Below are 17,747 nucleotides of genomic sequence, written 5' to 3'. Positions count from 1 at the left end.
ACGGTTATCGCGAACCAGCCTTATGGACAAAAGGCAGCGGCCATAACGCGGAAGTGTGAAGATGCGTAAGAAGCAGAGAAATGTTCTGGGCAATTCACGCTCGCTCGCCAAGAACGAGAGCGGCCTTGCGCTGATTGAATTTGCGTTCATTGCGCCAGTGTTCATGGTTTTCGTGGCGTCGGGTGCCGAACTCGCGAACTATGCGACGGAATCAACGCAAGTATCGCAATTGGCATTGCAGGTCGCCGATAACGCCGCGCGTATTGGCGAAGGCGATCCTTTGGCCAATAAGAAGATCACTGAAACGCAGATCAACGATCTGTTTACCGGTGCGGAAATTCATGCCGGTGATCTCGACATTTATGGGACACATCTTGAAGACGGCGCCGCCGTGCCCAATGGTCGCATCATATTGTCCAGCCTTGAAACCATGGCCAACCCTAATCCGACGGGTAAATTCAAGATTACCTGGCAACGCTGCCGAGGGTTGGCGACAACATTTACCCCGCAATATGGCGTTGCCGGTCAACCAAGCGGCACAAATATAGACGGCATGGGGCCGGCGGGTCGCCAAGTAACTGCCGTTGCAGGAACTCCCGTGATGTTCGCAGAGGTTCGTTACCGGTATCGACCGCTTTTTCTGAATGGCTTTGCCATCAAGGATTATGAAAACATCAATGCCATCGCGGCCATGATGGTCCGCGATGCCCGCGACTTGACCCAAGTGTTCAATACAGAAGGTGCCGCCGTCGCGTCTTGCGCCTAGGGTCAGGGCCTATCAAAAGCAACAAAGGATACAGTTTCGGGACTGTTTTGCGTTTCTTTTGTACCTTTATCTTTGCGGCCCTCGCCAGGCTCCTTTCCCGGGTCGATGGCGAGGTGATAGAGCCAAGGCCGCAATCCGCCGAACAAAAGCGCCATTACAAATAGATAGTGCTTGACTTTTCGGCAATGTTCCTGTAATGTTCTAATTGCCGCCCGACTTTGCGGGGTGCATGCTCTTTGAACCTGTTTATCCCCCCGCTTGGCCGACGGCGAAGAATTCCCGTATCTGCGCGTGAAGCGAAATGGCGCTTCGTCGGCTGCCTCCCGACAGGCGCTTAGCTGTCAACTTAGTGTCAACTTCCGCAACTCCTGCCGTCGTGAAATTCCGGGGACGCAATACTAATTCGCACAATCGAACCCCTTTCCCAACCCTTTCCCAATCGGCCAAACTTCACTCATGACCACATATCGCCCCGAATTTGTTCTTCGACAGGCGCAGGATCACCGGACGCGGGCGGCAAGTGGTTTTAATAAGTCCTGACCCTAACGGCCCAACACCTTTCTTACACCCGCCGCAATCTTGTCCGCGTTAATTAACGCGGCTTTTTCAAGATTTGCGGCGTAAGGCATCGGTACGTCTTCATTCGTCACCCGAATGACGGGCGCGTCGAGATCGTCGAACCCGTCCTCCATGCAAATGGCGATGACTTCGCTGCCCACTGAACATACCGGCCAGCCTTCTTCGGCAATGACCAGGCGGTTTGTTTTGGCGAGGCTTGCCAATATCGTTGCCTTGTCCAGCGGACGGATCGTGCGCAGGTCAATAACCTCTGCATTTATTCCCTCAGCCGCAAGCTTGTCCGCCGCATCCAAAGACATGCCAACACCGATCGAATAGCTTACGATTGTGACATCATTGCCTTCCCGCATCACACGCGCCTTACCGATGGGAAGCACATGATCTTCCAGATCGGGAATTTCAAAGGTGCGTCCGTACAGCAGCTCGTTTTCGAGGAATACCACCGGATCTTCGCAGCGGATCGCCGCTTTCAACAAGCCTTTCGCATCGGCCGCATCATAGGGGCAGATCACAATGAGGCCGGGCACGCTTGCATACCAGGGCGCATAATTCTGGCTATGCTGCGCGCCAACACGCGCCGCAGCGCCATTGGGGCCGCGGAAAACAATCGGGCATCGCATTTGTCCGCCCGACATATAATTTGTTTTCGCGGCCGAATTGATGATGTGGTCAATCGCCTGCATTGCGAAGTTGAATGTCATGAATTCAATAACAGGCCGCAATCCGCCCATAGCGGCACCGGTTCCGATACCAGCGAATCCATATTCGGTGATTGGTGTGTCGATAACCCGGCGCGAACCAAATTCGGCCAACAGCCCTTGCGTTACCTTATATGCACCTTGATATTCGGCGACTTCCTCGCCCATCACAAACACGCGATCATCGCGCCGCATTTCTTCCGCCATTGCATCACGCAAAGCCTCACGCAGCGTGAGCGAAACCATTGCAGTCCCCGCCGTAATCGCAGGATCGGATTTGGTGACCGTCGGCAACGGCGCAGGGGCCGCAACCACAGGTGCCTCTGCAGCGGCGGCAGCAACTGGCGCAGGGGCAGCGGTTGGTGGCGAGCTGGCGGCTTCATCGTCACCTGCGATCAAAGCTATAACTGTCCCGACCTTCACGCCATCGGTGCCTTCGGGAATAGTGATCGACGAAATCACGCCTTCATCGACTGCTTCAAATTCCATAGTCGCCTTATCGGTTTCGATTTCCGCAAGAATATCGCCCGATTTGACGCTGTCGCCTTCTTTGACCAACCATTTGGCGAGAGTTCCTTCCTCCATTGTAGGTGAAAGCGCGGGCATTTTAAGTTCGATTGCCATCAATACTGCTCCACCAGAATGTCGGTATAAAGTTCGCCCAGTTCGGGTTCCGAAGAACTCTCCGCAAAATCGGCCGATTCATTTACAATCGTGCGAATTTCCTTTTCGAGCGTCTTAAGATCGTCCTCGCTGACACCCATTTCGGCAAGATAGGCTTTGCAGCCTTCAATCGGATCGCTGTTATCGCGAACGGACTGCACTTCGTCCCGGCTGCGATATTTGGCAGGGTCGGACATGGAATGCCCGCGATAGCGATAGGTTTTCATTTCCAGCAAGACCGGGCCCTTACCGCTACGAACCCAATCCAGCGCGACTTCCGCGGCACCACGCACGGCCAGCACGTCCATACCGTCAACCTGAATGCCCGGAATGCGGAAGCTTTCCCCCCGACGGTAAAGCTGGTCTTCGGAAGAAGCGCGATTGACACTTGTGCCCATTGCATATTGGTTATTCTCGATCACGAAAATGATAGGCAGCTTCCACAGCTCAGCCATGTTGAAACTTTCGTAAACCTGCCCCTGGTTCGATGCCCCGTCACCGAAATAAGCGAGGCATACACCGCCATCGCCAGAATATTTGTGCCCGAACGCCAGCCCTGCGCCCAGCGACACCTGTGCGCCGACGATGCCGTGGCCGCCGTAGAATTTATGGGTTGTCGAAAACATGTGCATCGAACCGCCCTTACCGCGCGAAATACCGGCCGCGCGGCCCGTCAGCTCTGCCATGATAAGATTGGGATCGATGCCATAGGCCAACATATGGCCGTGATCGCGATAGCCAGTAATGACACTGTCCTTACCGGGCGTGAGCGCGGATTGCAGACCAATGGCAACAGCTTCCTGACCGATATACAAATGGCAAAAACCACCAATCAGTCCCAGCCCGTACAATTGCCCCGCCTTTTCTTCAAAACGGCGGATCAGCAGCATATCCCGATAGAATTTCAGCAATTCTTCTTTGCTGGCCTTATACGGCACCGGTTCGGTCGGCCTTTCCCTGTTGGCACGTGCCGCATCTTCGCTAACGGTCGCGATCTTTGAAGTGGATTTCTTCGCGGGGGTCTTGGCCAAGGCGTAATCCTCTGCTGATAAATTCAGGGGTTCTTATAATTCCGCCTAGTCAAATTAAGAGCCGGTGAAAAGCGCTTTTCCGTTACGAAAAGCGGTGCATAGCTATTCATTTTTTGCAATCATCATTACTTTAGGGGAACAACGACTTCATCGGGCGCTACCACATTCAATTCCTTACGCATCAATTCCCCCGCCAGATCCGGATCGACATTGTCGCGATCCAGCAAAAGCTGACGGTTCCGCAATGAATCCCGTTCTTTTTGCAGCTTGGCCAGCTCTATTTTGCGCTCGCTCAATGCGGCGCGATAATCTGTCCAAGCGATAATTCCGGTTGGCCCCAACAACGCATAAGATGCGATACCCAGCAAAGCAATCAGCGCCAGTCCAGGTCCGATAACCGTTTTTACATATTGCGGGTTCTTCTTGCCTTTGACCATGCTTAACTAGAACACCATTTTGGACAGCAAGGCAAGAATGCCGTCTAACGGAAAATGCTGCGCCCGGCAAATTGTGCGGCCGCGCCAAGCTCTTCTTCGATGCGAATGAGCTGGTTGTATTTTGCCAGCCGGTCCGACCGAGCAAGGCTGCCGGTCTTGATCTGTCCGCAATTGGTAGCGACGGCAAGATCGGCGATGGTTGCATCTTCGGTTTCACCCGAACGGTGCGACATAACGGCCGTATACGACGCGCGATGCGCCATTGACACCGCAGCCAAAGTTTCGGTCAGCGTACCGATCTGGTTGACTTTCACTAACAAAGAATTGGCAAGGCCCTTGCCGATACCCATCGAAAGGCGCTCAGGATTCGTCACGAACAAATCATCACCGACCAGCTGCACGTCGTGCCCGATTTTATCGGTGAGCGCCTTCCAGCCTTCAAAATCATCTTCGCTCATGCCGTCTTCAATCGAGCGGATCGGATAATCTTTACACAAGGCGGCGAGATAATCCGCCATCTCTTGCGGGCTAAGCGAGAGACCCTCGCCCGAGATTTCATATTTGCCATTTTTGAAAAATTCGGTTGCCGCGCAATCGAGCGCAAGCACAACCTCGTCGCCGACCTTGAAACCCGCCTTTTCAATCGACGCCATGATGAAATCGAGAGCGTCGCGGGTCGACGCCAGATTGGGTGCAAAACCGCCTTCATCACCGACGGCAGTGGCCAGCCCCTTTTCATGCAGGCCCTTTTTCAGCGTATGGAAAATCTCTGAACCCCAGCGCACGGCTTCCGCGATGGAATCGGCGCCGACCGGCATGACCATGAATTCCTGGAAATCGATAGGGTTGTCGGCATGTTCACCGCCATTGATGATGTTCATCATCGGCACAGGCAGAACATGCGCGTTCACGCCGCCGACATAGCGGTACAGCGGCAATCCGCGCGCATCGGCAGCGGCCTTTGCCACTGCGAGGCTAACGCCCAAAATCGCATTTGCACCCAGATTTGCTTTGTTATCGGTCCCATCGAGATCGATCATGACCGCGTCGATATCTTCCTGATCCTCTGCATCCAGATCCAGCAACGCTTCGGAAATGGGTCCGTTGACGGACTCTACCGCCTGCAACACGCCGTTGCCCATATAGCGCGCCTTGTCGCCATCGCGCTTTTCGACTGCTTCATATGCACCCGTTGATGCGCCGGATGGAACGGCAGCACGACCAAAGCTGCCATCTTCGAGTAAAACATCGACTTCGACGGTAGGGTTGCCCCGGCTATCCAAAATCTCGCGGGCGTGAATGTCGATTATTCCGGTCATGAAAAGCTCCATTGATGGCATTGGGAACGTATCCGCGCGTCTAACCTCGCGTCCGTGATTTGGCAATGTTACGCAGAGATAAAGATTTATATTCTAAAAATGCGGTGATATAGTTGACTAAGGCACCTTGAATACAAATATCTAATGTGAGCGACGTAACCTATCCAACCCTAAGGAGTTCCGACATGGCCGAAACCGCAAAACCAAAAGCCGCCGCGAAACCCAAAGCGGAAACAAAATCACTAGCGCCCAAAAAACCGGCACCTGCGGCAAAAACGGCCTCAAATTCGAAAGCCGTTGTAAAAGCAAGTCCTGCAAAGGGTAAAACCGAGAATGTTACCGCAAAGGTCAAAGCCGACATGAATGATTTCAAGACGAAAGCCACCGATGGTGCAAAGGCTGCAGCTGAAAAAGGCAAGGAACGCGCGACAGAAGCTGTCGGCAGCATAGGCAAGCTGATCCGTGATAGCGCGGCAACCATCGATGAAAATGTTGGCAAACAATATGGAGATTATGCGCGCGGTGCCGCCGATGCTGTTGAAGGATTTGCGACCAAGCTGGATGCAAAAGATGTCGATGTTATCGCCGAGGATGCCCGCCAGTTTGTCCGCAAAAGCCCGGCTTTGGCCATCGGCGCTGCTGCGGCTGTCGGTTTTGTTTTGGCGCGACTTTTCCGTTCGGGTGGAAAAGACTCCTGATTTAAGGAACGGCAGCATTGCCATTTACGGCCTCCGGTCGTTAAGCAGGTGGAATGACAGACGACCATCATGAAAAGGACGGTGATCGGGTGGAAAACGCATCCGGCGCATCGCCTGTTGAACAGATTACGCTGGTGATCGAAGACGTGCGCGCTTTGGTTAGGGCAGAGCTGCGTTATTATCAGTCTCGTCTTGATTACAGCCGCTATGTGATGAAATGGTCTTTGCTGTTTGGCGCCATCGCCTTTTTGGCCTTTTGCGGAGCGGCCATCGCCCTTATTTTAGGGATAGTGTTGACCTTGGCGCCACATATCGGACCTGGCTTGGCAACCGTATCAACTGCCGCAGGCTTTTCAGTCATTGGCCTGCTATCCGGTGTATACGCAAAGAACTGGCTGAAAAAGGTCCGTTTTACCGAAATTGAACATGATGACCATGACCGAACCTAAGGAACACCGGGTGACCGAGCGTAAGTCTGTAATACTTTCCGATGCCGAACGGCGCAACCTCCGCCGTAAATTGCGCGAAACGGTTGAAGTGGCTCAAGATGTCCTGCACCCGCGAAACCAGATGAAAATCCTGGTGGGGAAAGGCAAAGCCGAAGCTGAACGTGTTGGCGAAGCCGTGTCCAAATTGGCGAGGAAAAACGCGCCCGTCATTGGCGCTATTGGATTGGGCGCAATTTTATTTGCAGCACGCCGTCCTATTTCGAATTGGATTTCGAAACGGCGACAGGGTAGAAGCACGACACAAGACGGCGAATAATACAGGAACCTTGATATGAGTAAGATCGGCGACAGCATTAAAACCGCAACTGGCACAGCAAAAGAAAGCCTTGCTTCTGCCAAGGCAAGAACGAGCAAAACCAGCGCTGTGGCGCGCGAAAAAGCAGCCGAAGCTTATGAAAAGGGCCGTGAAGCCGCCACCCGCGGCGTTCAGCAATCGCGCGAATATGCCCATAAGGCAGCCGAAAAGACCAGCAGCGGTATCGACAAGAACCCATTAGCTATCGTGTTAGGCGGGATTGCGATTGGCGCGATTGTCGGCGCGCTTTTGCCCCGGACTGAGCGCGAAACGAAATTGATGGGCAAGACCGGCAAAAAACTGAATAAAAAAGCCAAGGAGATGGCAAAAGCGGCAAAATCTGCGGGCAAGGACAAGGTAGACAGCCTTGGCCTCAATGGCGATGCCGTTCGCGACCAGTTCCGGGATCTGGTCAGCAAAGCGGCTGAAGCGGTAAAGGCAGCGGGTCAAGCCGCGACCGAGGCCGCGAAAAAGAAAGATTAAGGGGTAAAGATTTGACCGAAGCAAAATTGCATATGGTGTTCGGGGGCCGGGTGAAAGACCCCCAGACACTGGAATTTACCGATCTCGACAAGCTCGACATCGTCGGAATGTTTCCCGATTATGCGACCGCCGAAGAAGCATGGCGCGCCGCCGCGCAAAAGACGGTCGACGACGCCGAAATGAAATATGTCGTGGTGCATCTGCATAAATTGCTGCAGCCGCAGGATTGATTGTTGCGAACACTTGGCAAACCGTTTCTTAATCGGTTGGACCATGTTTTTTCGTCAAAAGGAAAAAGGCAATAAGGAAGAATTGGGGCATTTGATGCGCTCCAAAACTAAGCCTTTTTCCTTCTTTTTCTTAATCCTTTTGACGGAATTTTCCCGCACCGACTTACAAACGAAAGACTCTGAAACAAGTTCCGCGTGACGATGTCAAAGCGGCATGGCTCACGCCTTGCGGTATCGCCATAAAAGCAGCGGCCTTGCCAAAAACAACCCGGCAACAAAGCCGCCGATATGCGACCAGATCGCAATGCTTATACCCAATCCGGGACCAACAAATCCTAAAGCAAGGTTCAATCCAACCCATGCAACCGTAAGATGCATGGGCCGGGCAATATGTGCTGGAACCGGCCCCCAGGGCTTGGGGTGCTGGTTGGGAAACAACAAAACATAAGCCCCGATGATAGCGGAAATAGCGCCACTTGCGCCTATAGCAGGCGCCATCATATCCGCCGACATCGGCCATTGCATCACGGCGGCAAGCCACTCTGTTCCTGCAGCGGCATATGCCCCGACCAGATAGAGCCCAAGATACAAATTGCCGCCCAATACCCGCTCGACCATTTTACCGATCAGCAACAACATCAACATATTCATCAACACATGCATGATGCCGCCGTGCAAAAATGCGGCGCTTAATGGCGTCAGTAAGGCAGGCACCAAAAATCCAACGCCTTCAAATGCCGAATTGTCGCCACTTAACCGGATTGGAAATAGCCCACCCGAAACAACGGCATATTGCCACCAGAGCGGCACGAGCAGCACCACCGCTATCACCAGATTGATGATCACAAGCGCGTTGGTTATCGGACCGGGTGGAAAGCGCATCGAACTAAAGCCTATCTGCCAATCGGTTCACGTCGCGTGCCGTCGGGAATACCATCGGCAGTATCCGTCCGACACCCCGTATGCCTTCGCGCACGGTAAGCCAAAGTGGAGCGCCGACTCTCAAATAAACTCGATCTTCGAAACGAGATAATATTTGTCACCCGAAGGTACAGTTACTTCAACTTCGTCTTCGACCACGCGCCCAATGAGCGCGCGCCCCAGCGGTGAATTGTAGGAAATTCGACCTGCCTTGGCGTCTGCTTCGGTTTCGCCGACCAATTGATACCGCACGGGCTTGTCGTCTTCATCCATCAAGGTAACGGTTGCACCAAACACAATCTTGTCACCGGACAATGTCGACGGATCGATAATCTGCGCCCGACCGATTTTATCTTCAATTTCGTTGATTGCGGCTTCTACTTGGCCTTGACGCTCTTTTGCGGCGTGATATTCGGCATTTTCCGACAAATCGCCATGTGCACGCGCCTCTTCGATTGCTTCCACAATCAACGGACGCTCGTCACGGAAGCGCTTAAGATCAGTCGTCAGCTTCTCATAGCCTTCGGCCAACATCGGATATTTTTCAAAACTCGCCATTGTGGCTTAACCCTTCATTCTGACGTCATCGTCACAAAATCTTCCCCACCGGAGGAGCGGTCAAACCCATCCGATATGCAGTTTCAAAATTATGGGAGGAATACTGCTTGGCTTAATAATAGTCCTGAAGTGGGCGAACTTCAAGTTTCCGTTGTTGCAGGGACGCAATCGCTTGCGAAACCGCCACACTTCCTGCCGCTGTGGTGTATTGTGCGACCTTGTTCACCAATGCGGAGCGGCGAATTTCTTCGCTGTCTTTCAGGCTCTGCCATCCTTCGGTCGTATTGAAAATCAGGTGGATTTCGCCATCCTTGATCTTGTCGACGATATGCGGGCGGCCCTGTGCGACCTTGTTCACCCGTTCGACTTCGATTCCCTGCGCCAACAGATAGTCGGCGGTCCCGCCGGTTGCGCACACCGTAAAGCCGCATTCAATGGCCTGCTTGACCGCCGGAACTATGACGGGCTTGTCGCTGTCCTTAACGGAAACGAACAGCTTCCCGCCCATCGGCGGAGGCATTCGCGCGCCGATCTGCGACTTTGCAAAGGCAGTGGCGAAATCCTTGTCGATACCCATGACTTCACCGGTCGACTTCATTTCGGGCGACAGAACAGGGTCGACGCCGGGGAAACGGTCAAACGGAAACACCGCTTCTTTAACTGCGATATAGTCGATATCGAGATTGATCGGCGGCAAGTCCTTCAGCTTTTCCCCCGCCATAACCCGTGCGGCGATCTTGGCAATCGGTGCGCCAATCGCTTTGGCCACAAATGGAACGGTGCGACTGGCGCGGGGGTTCACCTCGATCAGGTAAACCGCGCCGTCTTTGACCGCGAACTGAACATTCATCAGTCCGCGCACATGCAGGTTGAACGCGAGCAATTCGGCCTGACGCCGAATTTCCGCGATGATTTCGGCGGGAAGACTGTAAGGCGGGATCGTGCAGGCGGAATCGCCGCTGTGGACGCCGGCTTCCTCGATATGTTGAAGAATACCCGCCACGACCACATCGTCGCCGTCGCAAATCGCGTCGACATCCACTTCAATGGCGTCGCGAAGGTAGCTGTCGATCAACACTGGCGAGTCGCCCGATACGATGACCGCGGTCTGGATATAATTTTCGAGCTGCGCCTGCGTGTCCACAATCTCCATCGCGCGTCCACCCAGCACATAAGAAGGCCGCATAAGCACCGGATAGCCGATCTTGTCAGCTACGGCGATGGCTTCTTCCCGGCTGCGGGCGATGCCGTTTTCGGGCTGTTTGAGCTTCAGCTTGTTGATCAATGCGGCAAAGCGTTCGCGGTCTTCGGCCAGATCGATGGCGTCGGGCGAAGTCCCAAGGATCGGTATCCCGGCCGCTTCAAGTGACTTGGCCAAGTTCAGCGGCGTTTGCCCGCCAAATTGCACGATCACGCCCTTCAACGTGCCATTCTGCTGCTCGACATGCAGGATTTCGAGCACATCTTCGGCGGTTAACGGCTCAAAATAGAGCCGGTCGCTGGTGTCATAATCGGTCGAAACGGTCTCGGGATTACAGTTGACCATGATCGTTTCATAGCCCGCATCCGCCAGTGCAAAGCAGGCATGGACGCAGCAATAGTCGAACTCGATCCCCTGCCCGATGCGGTTCGGACCGCCGCCCAAGATCACGATCTTTTCGCGGTCCGATGGCTGGCTCTCGCATTCGGGCGCACCGAAACTAGGCGCTTCATAGGTCGAATACATATAAGGCGTCTTCGCCTCGAATTCGGCGGCGCAAGTGTCGATGCGCTTGAACACGGGACGGACGCCCAATTTGTGGCGCAGCGCGCGCACCTGATCCTCGGTCACAGCACCCGCCATCGCGCGCGCGGCTTGCATCGCAATGCCCGAACCGTGACGCACCGCCGTTTCCATGCCGGGCCGGATATTGAGCGATTCCACCGATAGATAGGCGAGCCGCTTGTCCGAAAAGCCCATCGCCTTCAAACGACGCAGCGCCTCGGGGCCATTGGGCAGGCCATTGGCCTTGATGGCATTTTCTTCCGCAATGATTTCTTCAAGCCGCTCCAGAAACCACGGATCGAATTTGGCGATAGCATGGATTTCCGCAACGCTCATGCCCTCGCGCAGGGCTTGCGCTGCGACCAGCAAACGGTCTGGTGTGGCGCGCGACAATTCTGCGGACAGCTCATCTTTCGATGCCCCACGCAGCGCGTCGATATAGTTGAACCCCGAAAGCCCGGTTTCCAGACCACGCAGAGCCTTTTGAAGGCTTTCATGGATGTTGCGCCCAATCGCCATAACCTCGCCCACCGATTTCATCGCGGTGGACAGCAACGGCTCGGCACCCTTGAACTTCTCAAAGGCAAAGCGCGGGATTTTGGTGACGACATAATCGATGGTCGGTTCGAACGAAGCAGGCGTCGCCCCCGTGATGTCGTTGGTAATCTCGTCCAGCGTGTAGCCAACCGCGAGTTTCGCCGCGACCTTGGCAATCGGAAAGCCGGTGGCCTTCGATGCCAGCGCAGAGGAACGCGATACGCGCGGGTTCATTTCGATGACGATCAGGCGGCCGTCAGCAGGATTAACGGCGAACTGTACGTTCGACCCCCCGGTTTCTACCCCGATTTCACGCAAGCAGGCGATGCTCGCGTTACGCATGATCTGATATTCCTTGTCGGTCAGAGTCAGCGCAGGGGCGACAGTGATCGAGTCGCCGGTATGTACGCCCATCGGGTCGATATTTTCGATCGAGCAGATGATGATGGCATTGTCGGCGCGGTCGCGCACGACCTCCATCTCGAACTCTTTCCAGCCGAGCAGCGATTCCTCAATCAGCACTTCAGTGGTCGGCGACGCGTCGAGGCCGCCAGCGACGATAGCCATGAACTCGTCACGGTTATAAGCAATACCGCCGCCGGTGCCGCCCATGGTGAAGCTGGGTCGGATGATGGAAGGCAATCCGGTGCGTTCGAGCACGGCCAGCGCCTCGTCCATCGAATGCGCGATGCCCGACCGCGCCGATTCCAGCCCGATCTTGGTCATCGCATCGCGAAATTTGATCCGGTCCTCGGCCTTGTCGATGGCTTCGGCATCGGCACCGATCATTTCCACGCCATATTTCGCCAGCGTGCCGTCGTTGAACAACGCCAAAGCGACGTTCAGCGCCGTCTGCCCGCCCATCGTGGGCAAAACCGCGTCCGGGCGTTCTTTCTCGATGATCTTGGCAACAATTTCGGGCGTAATTGGCTCGACATAGGTCGCATCGGCCATGTCGGGATCGGTCATGATCGTCGCGGGGTTAGAATTGACGAGGATGATGCGGTAGCCCTCCTCCCGCAGCGCCTTGCACGCTTGCGTTCCCGAATAGTCAAACTCGCACGCCTGACCAATGATGATGGGGCCAGCGCCGATGATGAGGATGGAGGAGATGTCAGTGCGTTTGGGCATTTTCTAGCCGATACCAATTTCTTTAAGGATTAAATCAAGGAGTTTCGACGCGAGCGCGCCGATGGCGTGATCCCCATATTTTTCAACCAGCATTTTGAGCCCTACGACAAGGGTCATATGCAGAAGTTCGGCTTTGAAAACGCCAATCCTGATCAACTCTCTGCCAGCTCTTAATTGACCGATTATTAGTTCTCGCAACCCGGGGTGATCTGCAACTGCGTTCTCGCGTTCAATGGCGGTAATTATTTCTGACGTTGGCTCATCAAATGATTCAATTTGGTTATGCGATAAAGTCACCACTCTATCTGAAGCAGGAACGTTCATTGACTTATACTCTATAGGTACTTCTTCTCTGGATAGTGTCGCTTGCTCGATCGCTGCGTTAAAGAACGCCAAACCAACCTTTTTCATTTTGTATAAAATGGAGTTCACAACCGCAGCCTCACGGTCAACCAAAGTCAGCAAGGCCTCGCGATTAAACGAGTAAAAATCGCCTGCCAAATCGTCAGAAATTACTTCAACGATCCCTTTTTTGACTAAGCGATCTGCCGTCGATTCAATGCCGATTGTGTCCGTCGTCCGGTTCAAAACGCCAGCAAGAATGCCGGTTAGCTCATTTCTACTGATAAACCCATATTGGCCCAAGTCATTAATCGCCCCACGAAGCTGAGTAAGGACGGCGGCCTCGACATAATCAATTATTCTGTCGCTTTTACTCATCCCATCATCCCCGCGAATTTCTCGAACCGGCTATGGTCCGTTGGCTCCGCTTCTATCAGCACATTTGTCTGAATAGCACAGCCCGTCATTGCAGCTCTTCCGGAACGGGCTGATCGGGCGCCAGTTTTGTAAATTTGCTGTCTTCTAACCAACGGTCCAAACATATCTTGGCGTCATCATCAGCGCTGAATGTCACGCGAATATAGGTTTTTGTTACCAGCATTTTGCGGATCGCATCGAAAGTCACCGGTTCAGCTTTTCGGTCACCAGCAAAACCCGCATCCTTCATGATATCGAGCGTTTTCTTGTCGAGCGCCGCTATGCCAGAATCGTCCGTCGGTTCCGCCTCCACCCACGCCACAAGCGGCTCTGCCATCGAGCCGACTGAACATACCGTTGATGCCCGTTTGAGCGAATCCACCAAATCGATCTCGTTTGCACGTGGCGCTATGTACGTGATATTAAATGTTGCAAGCGCGGCCAAAGTTATAATCATCACCCCATCATCCCCGCGAATTTCTCGAACAGATAATGGCTGTCCTGCGGTCCGGGTGAGGCTTCGGGGTGATATTGTACGCTGAACGCAGGCTGATCGGCGAGTTCGAAGCCGCAATTGCTGCCGTCGAACAGACTAACATGCGTCGCCTTGGCGTTGGCGGGTAAAGTTGCGGCGTCGACTGCAAAGCCGTGGTTCATGCTGGTAATCTCGACCGCGCCGTCCGAAAGCCGTTTTACCGGATGGTTCGCGCCGCGGTGGCCCTGATGCATCTTTTCGGTCTTTGCGCCGACCGCAAGGCCGAGCATCTGATGGCCGAGGCAGATGCCGAACAGCGGCTTTTTGGTTTCCAGCCATTTCCTGATCACCGGCACTGCATATACGCCCGTCGCGGCGGGGTCGCCGGGGCCGTTGGACAGGAACAACCCGTCGGGGGCGTGCGCCATGATTTCATCGAAACTCGCGGTGGCGCTGACCACGGTGACTTCGCAGCCTGCGTCAGTCAGATTGCGCAGGATGTTGTGTTTGATGCCGTAGTCGATGGCGACGACTTTTTTGGTGCCCTTGGTACGCTTCTGATACCCCTCACCCAACTTCCACAAACCCTGATCCCAGCCATAGCTTTGCAACGTCGTCACATCCTTGGCCAGATCCATGCCTTCAAGGCCTGCCCATGCCTTTGCCTTCGCAAGCAAAGCCGACACATCGAATTTACCGTTCGCCGAATGGGCGATCACGGCATTGGGCGCGCCCGCCACGCGGATCAGACGGGTCAGCGCACGGGTGTCGACGCCGGAAATGCCGATGCGGTCATTGGCCTTCATCCAGGCATCGAAATGCTGCGTGCTGCGGAAATTTGACGGGTCGGTCACATCCTGACGCACGATAGCGCCCAGCGCATGGGGGTTCAGTGCCTCCACATCCTCAGGGTTAGTGCCAACATTACCGATATGAGGAAAGGTGAAGTTGATGATCTGCCCGGCATAGGACGGGTCTGTCATGATTTCCTGATATCCGGTCATCGCGGTGTTGAAGCACACTTCACCGACCGCCTGCCCTTCTGCGCCAAAGCCCCTGCCCCAGATGACTTCGCCCGACGCCAAAACCAATACACCCGTCGCTCCAGAAGGCGCACGGATAGTTTTGGGGTCGGCCATGATGGGGTCGCTCCGATCAGAAAATTGCAGCAATGTCGCTAAGGCACCGCGCCTAGACATGGCGGGCGGAGGCGTCAATGCGGAAAACGAGAAAGTTGTGGAATAGTAATTCCCGAGCTACGGGCTTGATCGTCACCCTGAACTCGTTTCAGGGTTCATTTATTCGTTCGATCTCTGCCCTTTGCCGCACGATAGACCCTGAAACAAGTTCAGGGTGACGGTGTGTGGATGATTGGCTATCGTTATCGATTACCTTCATTGAAAGAAAATCATGATTCGTGACACCATAAAAGCCGCCCAGATTACCGCCATGAAAGCCGGCGAAAAAGACCGCCTTGCCGCCGTCCGCCTGATCCTTGCCAAGATCAAGGACCGCGACATCGAATTGCGAACCGCGTCACAGTTGCCTGATGATGATGCGATGGTCGTCGAAGTCATGCAGAAAATGATTAAGCAACGCCGCGAATCCATTGCGCTGTACGAACAAGGTGGTCGCACCGAACTCGCCGAGGTCGAAGCGGCGGAGCTCGTCATCATCGAAGAATTCCTGCCCGCGCAAATGAGCGACGCGGAAACCAGCGCCGCCATCGAAGGCATCAAGGCCGAACTCGGCGCGACCAGCGTCAAGGACATGGGCCGCGTCATGGCAACATTGAAAGAACGCCACGGGCCCCAGCTTGATATGAGCAAAGCCAGCGGGTTGGTTAAGGCGGCTTTGGCTTAGTTGTAACTGATGGGTGTCTCGACCTCGCTCGACACGAACGGATCTGAAAAACCGCGCTCCCCTTCCCCCTTCGTGTCGAGCGAAGTCGGGACACCTCTCATTCCGACACCACCCAACAACCCAAACCCAAAGCGCCCCCCATGTCCCTAACCCCGCAATGGCTTGACGAACTGCGTTCCCGGATCACGCTTTCCGCGTTGATCGGCCGTACCGTCAAGGTTACCAAGGCGGGGCGGGAGCATAAGGCCTGTTGTCCGTTCCATAATGAAAAGACGCCCAGTTTCACGATCAACGATGAAAAGGGCTTCTACCATTGCTTCGGCTGTTCCGCACATGGCGACGCTATTAGGTGGATGACCGACCAGCGCGGGCTGTCGTTCATGGACGCGATCAAGGAACTCGCGGCCGAGGCGGGATTGGAGGTGCCGGCGGCGGACCCCAGAGCCGCGCAACGCGCTGAAAAAGCCAATAATCTGTATGACGTCATGACGGCGGCGCAGGACTGGTTTGTGCAGCAATTGCAGGGCATCGATGGCGCTGGCGCGCGCGCTTATCTGGAGAAACGTGGATTTTCGGCCAAGACTATCCAGGAATTCGGATTTGGCCTTGCGCCCGACAACCGCACGGCGCTCAAATCGGCTTTGCAGAAATTCGGAAATGCCATGTTGGTCGAGGCAGGTCTGCTTATCTCGGTCGACGACAAGGAACCTTATGACCGGTTTCGTGGCCGCCTGATGATCCCGATCCGCGATCCACGCGGGCGCGTGATTGCCTTTGGCGGGCGGATATTGGGGGATGGCGAGCCCAAATATCTCAACTCCCCCGACACGCCTTTGTTCGACAAGGGGCGAACGCTCTACAATCTCGACAGATGCTCCCCCGCCTCGCGCAAGACAGGCCGGGTGATTGTGGTCGAAGGCTATATGGATGTTATCGCCATTGCGCAGGCGGGCTTTGCCGATGCCGTCGCGCCGCTGGGTACCGCCTTGACCGAACAGCAGATCCAGATGCTGTGGCGGATGACCGAAAAGCCCCTGCTCTGCTTTGATGGCGACGGTGCCGGACAGAAAGCAGGCGTGCGCGCAGCCTTGCGGGCGCTGCCTTTATTGAAACCGGGACACAGCCTGCAATTTGTTACCTTACCGGAGGGGCAAGACCCCGACGATCTAGTCAAGAAATCAGGGCCAAAGGCGCTTGCCGAACTTCTGGATGCATCGGAAGCGCTGGTGGAACGCCTTTGGCGCAGTGAGGTCGTCGCAGGTCCGCTGGATACACCCGAAGACCGCGCCGGCCTGAAACAACGGTTGGGGGCGCATATGGCGAACATTGCGGATTCCGAAATCCGTCGGCATTATGCCGATGCCTTCCGCGAACGGTTTGATAGCCTATTTGCACCTAAGCCCCGCGTGCCGTTTCAGCCCCAGGTCGCTTCGCGAAAAGGCAATGTCCGCGATTGGCGTAAACCGCAAATTTTGCCGCCCGGAGCGGAAACCAAAAGCTTTAATGCCAAAAACTCGGACTTTCTGGTTCAGGGCGTATTGGGTGCGCTTTTGCGAAACCCTTCCCTAATCCAACGCCATCATGAAGCGTTGAGCGACTTTATTCCGACCGATGCGAATCACGCAAAATTGCTCGGAGTCATGCTTGATGCAAGTTTTGCCAAAGAATCGCTTGATACAGACGGGTTAATTACCATATTGGACGAGAAGTTGTATAATGTCGCTGTAACGCTGCTCCACAGCAACGGCAAAGTCTTTGCCTTTAACCGTGGTGAAGTCGGGGTAGAAAGCGGCGGATTGTCCAACGCTTCAAAGGAATTGGGTGAAGCAATCAGGCTGATGAAGCAGCGTCCTGCGCTGGAAGAAGCTCTGGAACGCGCCACAGTGCGGGCAAGTTCAGAGATGACCGACGAGACTTTTGCAGAGCAGCAACGGTTACGCGCCGAGAAAAAGGCTTTTGACGACCGCATCATCGCATTTTTTCGGCGCGATGCGGATGGTTTATAGAATTTACGGGGAATTATTTTGGCA

At 54.7% G+C, this 17,747-nt stretch carries 20 protein-coding genes; 9 read left to right on the top strand and 11 right to left on the bottom strand.

Annotated elements, in window-relative coordinates; genetic code table 11:
• Positions 1-61: 61 nt before the first annotated feature.
• Complete coding sequence (locus ACKVOS_RS03295; protein ID WP_409210589.1) at positions 62-766, top strand: TadE/TadG family type IV pilus assembly protein; 705 nt, start codon at positions 62-64, stop codon at positions 764-766.
• Between the two features lie 2 nt (positions 767-768).
• Here ACKVOS_RS03295 and ACKVOS_RS03290 read toward each other — a convergent pair whose 3' ends face one another.
• The 5 genes from ACKVOS_RS03290 to eno form a co-directional block, all read right to left on the bottom strand.
• A complete protein-coding gene (locus ACKVOS_RS03290; RefSeq protein WP_409210588.1) occupies positions 769-921 on the bottom strand; it encodes a hypothetical protein in 153 nt (50 codons plus the stop codon).
• A gap of 387 nt (positions 922-1,308) precedes the next feature.
• Positions 1,309-2,667, bottom strand: a complete 1,359-nt coding sequence (locus tag ACKVOS_RS03285) for a pyruvate dehydrogenase complex E1 component subunit beta (RefSeq protein WP_409210587.1) — start codon at positions 2,665-2,667, stop codon at positions 1,309-1,311.
• Positions 2,667-3,737, bottom strand: a complete 1,071-nt coding sequence (gene pdhA / locus ACKVOS_RS03280; protein WP_409210586.1) for a pyruvate dehydrogenase (acetyl-transferring) E1 component subunit alpha — start codon at positions 3,735-3,737, stop codon at positions 2,667-2,669. The genes ACKVOS_RS03285 and pdhA overlap by 1 nt, the downstream gene beginning before the upstream one ends.
• A gap of 125 nt (positions 3,738-3,862) precedes the next feature.
• Positions 3,863-4,174, bottom strand: a complete 312-nt coding sequence (locus ACKVOS_RS03275) for an FtsB family cell division protein (protein WP_409210585.1) — start codon at positions 4,172-4,174, stop codon at positions 3,863-3,865.
• A gap of 44 nt (positions 4,175-4,218) precedes the next feature.
• Positions 4,219-5,493, bottom strand: coding sequence for a phosphopyruvate hydratase (gene eno, locus ACKVOS_RS03270; RefSeq protein ID WP_409210584.1), 1,275 nt, complete (start codon positions 5,491-5,493; stop codon positions 4,219-4,221).
• Between the two features lie 185 nt (positions 5,494-5,678).
• On the opposite strand from eno, the gene ACKVOS_RS03265 reads away from it, so the two are divergent.
• Genes ACKVOS_RS03265 through ACKVOS_RS03240 form a run of 6 tightly spaced genes read left to right on the top strand, consistent with a single transcriptional unit; the run spans position 5,679 to position 7,907 of the window.
• Positions 5,679-6,191: a hypothetical protein gene (locus ACKVOS_RS03265; protein WP_409210583.1), complete on the top strand. Its 513-nt coding sequence runs from the start codon at positions 5,679-5,681 to the stop codon at positions 6,189-6,191.
• A 53-nt stretch (positions 6,192-6,244) separates the two neighbouring features.
• Positions 6,245-6,640, top strand: a complete 396-nt coding sequence (locus ACKVOS_RS03260; RefSeq protein ID WP_409210582.1) for a phage holin family protein — start codon at positions 6,245-6,247, stop codon at positions 6,638-6,640.
• A gap of 10 nt (positions 6,641-6,650) precedes the next feature.
• Positions 6,651-6,956 (top strand): hypothetical protein, encoded by a 306-nt coding sequence (locus ACKVOS_RS03255; protein ID WP_409210581.1) that lies wholly within the window; start codon positions 6,651-6,653, stop codon positions 6,954-6,956.
• A 15-nt stretch (positions 6,957-6,971) separates the two neighbouring features.
• Positions 6,972-7,478 (top strand): hypothetical protein, encoded by a 507-nt coding sequence (locus ACKVOS_RS03250; RefSeq protein WP_409210580.1) that lies wholly within the window; start codon positions 6,972-6,974, stop codon positions 7,476-7,478.
• A gap of 32 nt (positions 7,479-7,510) precedes the next feature.
• Positions 7,511-7,708, top strand: coding sequence for a DUF4170 domain-containing protein (locus ACKVOS_RS03245; RefSeq protein WP_409210592.1), 198 nt, complete (start codon positions 7,511-7,513; stop codon positions 7,706-7,708).
• 13 nt (positions 7,709-7,721) lie between these two features.
• Positions 7,722-7,907, top strand: coding sequence for a hypothetical protein (locus ACKVOS_RS03240; protein WP_409210579.1), 186 nt, complete (start codon positions 7,722-7,724; stop codon positions 7,905-7,907).
• A 20-nt stretch (positions 7,908-7,927) separates the two neighbouring features.
• Here ACKVOS_RS03240 and ACKVOS_RS03235 read toward each other — a convergent pair whose 3' ends face one another.
• The 6 genes from ACKVOS_RS03235 to carA all read right to left on the bottom strand — a co-directional run bounded on the left by ACKVOS_RS03235 (position 7,928) and on the right by carA (position 14,993).
• Positions 7,928-8,590 carry a rhomboid family intramembrane serine protease gene (locus ACKVOS_RS03235; RefSeq protein WP_409210578.1) on the bottom strand — a complete coding sequence of 221 codons (663 nt, stop codon included), beginning with the start codon at positions 8,588-8,590 and terminating at the stop codon, positions 7,928-7,930.
• Positions 8,591-8,710: 120 nt separating this feature from the next.
• Complete coding sequence (gene greA, locus ACKVOS_RS03230) at positions 8,711-9,187, bottom strand: transcription elongation factor GreA (protein WP_160352674.1); 477 nt, start codon at positions 9,185-9,187, stop codon at positions 8,711-8,713.
• Positions 9,188-9,299: 112 nt separating this feature from the next.
• Complete coding sequence (carB, locus tag ACKVOS_RS03225) at positions 9,300-12,620, bottom strand: carbamoyl-phosphate synthase large subunit (RefSeq protein ID WP_409210577.1); 3,321 nt, start codon at positions 12,618-12,620, stop codon at positions 9,300-9,302.
• 3 nt (positions 12,621-12,623) lie between these two features.
• Positions 12,624-13,340, bottom strand: a complete 717-nt coding sequence (locus ACKVOS_RS03220; RefSeq protein WP_409210576.1) for a hypothetical protein — start codon at positions 13,338-13,340, stop codon at positions 12,624-12,626.
• 85 nt (positions 13,341-13,425) lie between these two features.
• Positions 13,426-13,839 (bottom strand): hypothetical protein, encoded by a 414-nt coding sequence (locus ACKVOS_RS03215; protein ID WP_409210575.1) that lies wholly within the window; start codon positions 13,837-13,839, stop codon positions 13,426-13,428.
• Positions 13,836-14,993: a glutamine-hydrolyzing carbamoyl-phosphate synthase small subunit gene (gene carA, locus ACKVOS_RS03210; protein ID WP_409210574.1), complete on the bottom strand. Its 1,158-nt coding sequence runs from the start codon at positions 14,991-14,993 to the stop codon at positions 13,836-13,838. The genes ACKVOS_RS03215 and carA overlap by 4 nt, the downstream gene beginning before the upstream one ends.
• Positions 14,994-15,264: 271 nt before the next feature.
• On the opposite strand from carA, the gene ACKVOS_RS03205 reads away from it, so the two are divergent.
• Together ACKVOS_RS03205 and dnaG are read left to right on the top strand one after the other, a co-directional pair.
• Positions 15,265-15,717, top strand: a complete 453-nt coding sequence (locus tag ACKVOS_RS03205) for a GatB/YqeY domain-containing protein (protein WP_409210573.1) — start codon at positions 15,265-15,267, stop codon at positions 15,715-15,717.
• A gap of 140 nt (positions 15,718-15,857) precedes the next feature.
• A complete protein-coding gene (gene dnaG, locus ACKVOS_RS03200) occupies positions 15,858-17,723 on the top strand; it encodes a DNA primase (RefSeq protein ID WP_409210572.1) in 1,866 nt (621 codons plus the stop codon).
• Positions 17,724-17,747 lie beyond the last annotated feature (24 nt).

The organism is Sphingorhabdus sp. (assembly GCF_046154385.1).
GTDB lineage: Bacteria > Pseudomonadota > Alphaproteobacteria > Sphingomonadales > Sphingomonadaceae > Sphingorhabdus_B.
The sequence above is the reverse complement of the archived record's forward strand: the minus strand, read 5'-3'. Positions and strand labels throughout refer to the sequence as shown.